The following is a 3,617-nucleotide window of genomic DNA, read 5'->3' on the forward strand; positions in this document are numbered from 1 at the left end:
GAAGTGGGCGGGGGCGCTCGATGGGCGCGACGTGTGGGCGCTGGCGCTCGTGGGGCTGGTGCTGGTGAGCCTGGGGGTGGAGGTGGCCTATGCGGCGCTGTTCCACCGGGCCGTCGAGGGACGCACCACCGGCGAGGACGGGGTGTGGTTCGCGGACGCGGAGCAGGAGCGCTTCCGGCGCATCAACCGGCTCACGCTCGCGCTCAACGTGCCGCTGTATGTGGGGCTCGCCGTGCTGCTCGCGATGGGAATCGGCGGGTGAGGCGTCACACCACGGGCTGACGCCAGGCGCGGGACAGGTGGCTGGAGCCTCGCTCGTTGAAGCGGCGGATGAGTTCTTCACAGCCGTGTTTGCCGTGCTCCAGCAGGTACTCGAGCTCCGCGGGCATCAGGGTCTTCACGGTGACGAGGCGGACTTCTCCGTCGGGCATCGTGAAGTGATTGGGGAGGCTGGGGGTGTCCATGCCCAGCAGCACGCCCACCCGGCCGTCCTTTGTCAGGAGGGTTTCAGGCATCCGCTGCCCGTCCACTTCCATGGACAGGAAACCCGTCCTCACCGTCTCGCGCACCCTCTCGTGCTCCGCGAGTTCGTTGCCGATGTGCTCGAGGATCAGTTGCTGCCAGCAGCTCGACACGTCCGCGACGGGCTCGTCCGTTTCCAGCGCGAGCTCCACGCCGAAGCCCACGGAGGGCTCCACGCGGGCCACGTAGAAGTCGGACAGCCCGTCCGTCACGAAGAGGGTGCGGCCTTCCGGTCGGCGGATGACGCGCCAGACCTGGCGTCGTGCCGGCCAGCCTCCCCCGACGACCGGGGGAATGATGAACCGTTCTTCGAGCGTGCCCAGCGTGGCCCAGAAGGCGTCGCGGGCTGTTTCCGTCCGATCGTAGAGCTTCCTGAGCTTGAGCCGTCGTTCGCGCTCCTCAGGGGTAACGGAGCTGGGGCCGGTGACTTCTTCGAACTGCACCCCCGTGACACCCGCACGCTCCAAGGCGTCCTTGATGTCCTCGGAGACAATGATCGCACCCGTCCATCCCCTGGTGCGAAACACCTTCGCATCCCCCACCTTCGTCGTGTCGATGCGCATGTCATAGACCGACCGGTAGGATCCGGTCTTCTCTGGGCGCCCATCCTCCGGCTTCCAGTACGACACCTCCGCGGACTGTTGATCATCAATGCATTGGATCAGCTTCGTGACAACGAGGATGCAGTACGGCTCGGCTTGTCCGTCGACATCGACTGGAATCACCTGCACGGCGTCAGGCGCCAGCTTCGTGAAGATGTTCGCCACCCGCTGATGCACGATGGGCGCTGCTCCAACGCTTGTCTGGGAGAACTCGAGTGGTGTGCCAGGATGATGGACAGGGATTCGGAGCCGCTCCTCGACTCGAACGGCACAGCCATCCGCGAACTGCCAGATGTCATCGATTTCCTGCCCCTGTGAGTTCGTGGCCTCGTCTAGAAACCAGCGTTCCTGAATGCTCATGTCATCGGACAGTTCGAAGTATCGCGTCGTCATGGCCAAGGTCCGTCAGTCCCGAACAATCCATTGATTGAGCTGGCTGCCCGTTTCAAGCAGTTCTCTCGCCAGGGATTGGAGTGCCTTCTCCAGTTCGCCTCGACACTGCTCGATACTCCGACATCTTCCTAGCGCATCCTTCAGGCGTTTATAGACGACGGCATGGTACTGCTGAGGGTGGGGACCTTTGTGGCCCGGGATGCGGACTCGGTTCGCCTGGTCGTCCAGCGACATGCCTGCTCGGTCAAAGAGTTTCTGAAACTTGGGCGACCACGGGCCCCCATTGTGCGTCGCCTCCCACCACTTGTTCGTGGCGATGTGGTGCTCGTGGCCCTCGACTGCAGCGGCGTTCGGCCCCTGGGCCGCCATCGCCACAGCGCCCGGTGCCAGCTCAAGCGTCACCACGCCGCTCGACGCCACCGCCACCGCGCGCACCTGCCCGGCCGCCGCGAGGCTGAAGCCTCCCTGCTCCGCGCCCACCACCGCCGCCTGCGCCGCCCCCGGCAGCGTCGCCATCCTCGCCGCCAGCGTCTGCGCCGTGCCCCCCAGCGCCGCCATCGTCAGCATCACGAAGGCCCTCGCCGCCTGCTTCCCCATCACCTTCCCGTACTGCTCCCCCGCGTCCCGGATGCCGTCGAAGTCCCTCGCCTCCTTCACCCGCTCCGCCAGCAGCCTCCATCCCTGGATGAGGCTCCACACCGTGTCCCAGCCCAGGTACCCAATCAGCCCCACCGTCAGCACCGCCGCGATGCCCTTCGACAACAGTGGCTCCGGCGCCAGCCACAGCCCCAGGTACACCGCCCCCGTCGTCGCCAGCATCACCACCATCGCTTCGGGGTCCACCATCCCCTCCAGCGCGCTGGCCGTCTCCTCCCACACCGAGTCCAAGGCGATGCGGAAGGCCAGCGTGCGCTTGCCCTCCTCCTCCAGCCTTGGCCCCTCCTCCAGCAGGTGCAGGCAGTCTCCCGTCAGCTTCTTGCGCACGCACCAGCGCCCGTAGGCCGCCTCCAGCGCCGTGCCTTCCTCCGGCGCTTGCGTCACGCGCACGCGGCCCCGCCTGGGGTCCTCCAGCGCGACGAGTCCCAGGGATGCACGCGGACGCCGGGCCTCCAGCCCCAACAACCGCAGCGCCTCCGTCCTGGGATGCACCGTCACCCGCGCATCGGGGGCCAGACTCCGGACCGCCTCTCCGAAGGCCCTGCCCTCCAGCGCCACCGGCGCCGTCCGCGTGCGCGGCGTGTACTCACGGGGCGCTCCCTCCCCCGTGTCCAGCCTCCACGTCCGCGACGTCGCACACCCCGTCGCGAACACCACCCATACGAACACGGCTGCCCAGCGCGGCATCATTCAAGTCCCGAGCTCAGCGCCCCCTGTCTTCAAAGAGCGGAGCCCGGGAGTATGAAGACGCTCAGCCCTGGAGCGCCACGCCCAGCTCCGCGTCTCCATGCAACAGCCACGTCCTCGCGGCGGACTCCTGCCAGAAGCGACGGAGGATCTTGTCCGTCCCACTCCCCGACGCCACCCGGTTGAGCTGCAGCGCGACGATCTGGTTCTGCACCAGCTCCGCCACCCGCGTCACCCCGGAGCGCAGGCCGTACTCCTGCACCCGACGGATGAGGTCCGCGGCCTCCGGCGACGCGGGCCGGAACGTGCGCAGGTCGGCTTCAATCTTGATGGCCTGCCCCGCCACCGTGTCCGTCGCGGCCTTCAACTCCACCACGAAGCGTTGCATCTCCTCCAACCGGATGTAGCCCTCCAGGGCGAAACTCACGATGGACTCAGCTGGATTCACGTCGATTCGATACATCGGACGCCCCCCTTCGTGAAGACTTCATCACCCATCCGGCCCGCGACCGCCAACGGTCCACGGGACGAGCCATCCATTCAGGACTCCACGGCAAGCTCCTCCAGAAGGAGGGCCAACCCCCTCGCTGCCGCGGCCTGACGGACCGCCCTCCGGTCTCCCGTGAACAGATGGCGCTCCACCACCGCCGGCTTCCCCCGCCGCTGCACCGCCACGAACACCAGGCCCACGGGCTTCTGCTCCGTCCCGCCCCCAGGCCCCGCGATGCCGGTCTCCGCCACGCCCCAGTCCGCCCA

At 67.5% G+C, this 3,617-nt stretch carries 4 protein-coding genes and 1 pseudogene; 1 reads left to right on the forward strand and 4 read right to left on the reverse strand.

Annotated features, from left to right (window positions below; genetic code table 11):
- A pseudogene (locus tag D7Y13_RS39790) lies at window positions 1–262 on the forward strand (hypothetical protein); the annotation flags it as partial.
- Window positions 263–266: 4 nt separating this feature from the next.
- On the opposite strand, the gene D7Y13_RS39795 reads toward D7Y13_RS39790, so the two are convergent.
- From D7Y13_RS39795 to D7Y13_RS39810, 4 genes are all read right to left on the reverse strand, one after another.
- Complete coding sequence (locus D7Y13_RS39795; protein ID WP_120586133.1) at window positions 267–1,517, reverse strand: imm11 family protein; 1,251 nt, start codon at window positions 1,515–1,517, stop codon at window positions 267–269.
- Window positions 1,518–1,529: 12 nt separating this feature from the next.
- Window positions 1,530–2,864 carry an AHH domain-containing protein gene (locus D7Y13_RS48875; protein WP_120586132.1) on the reverse strand — a complete coding sequence of 445 codons (1,335 nt, stop codon included), beginning with the start codon at window positions 2,862–2,864 and terminating at the stop codon, window positions 1,530–1,532.
- A 61-nt stretch (window positions 2,865–2,925) separates the two neighbouring features.
- On the reverse strand, window positions 2,926–3,288 hold the full coding sequence (locus tag D7Y13_RS39805) for a hypothetical protein (protein ID WP_233596034.1): 363 nt from the start codon (window positions 3,286–3,288) through the stop codon (window positions 2,926–2,928).
- A gap of 113 nt (window positions 3,289–3,401) precedes the next feature.
- Window positions 3,402–3,617 (reverse strand): CinA family protein (locus D7Y13_RS39810; RefSeq protein ID WP_147452614.1); only part of this gene is annotated, 216 nt, incomplete at its 5' end.

It is taken from the genome of Corallococcus praedator, assembly GCF_003612125.1.
In the GTDB taxonomy this organism is placed as follows: Bacteria; Myxococcota; Myxococcia; order Myxococcales; family Myxococcaceae; genus Corallococcus; species Corallococcus praedator.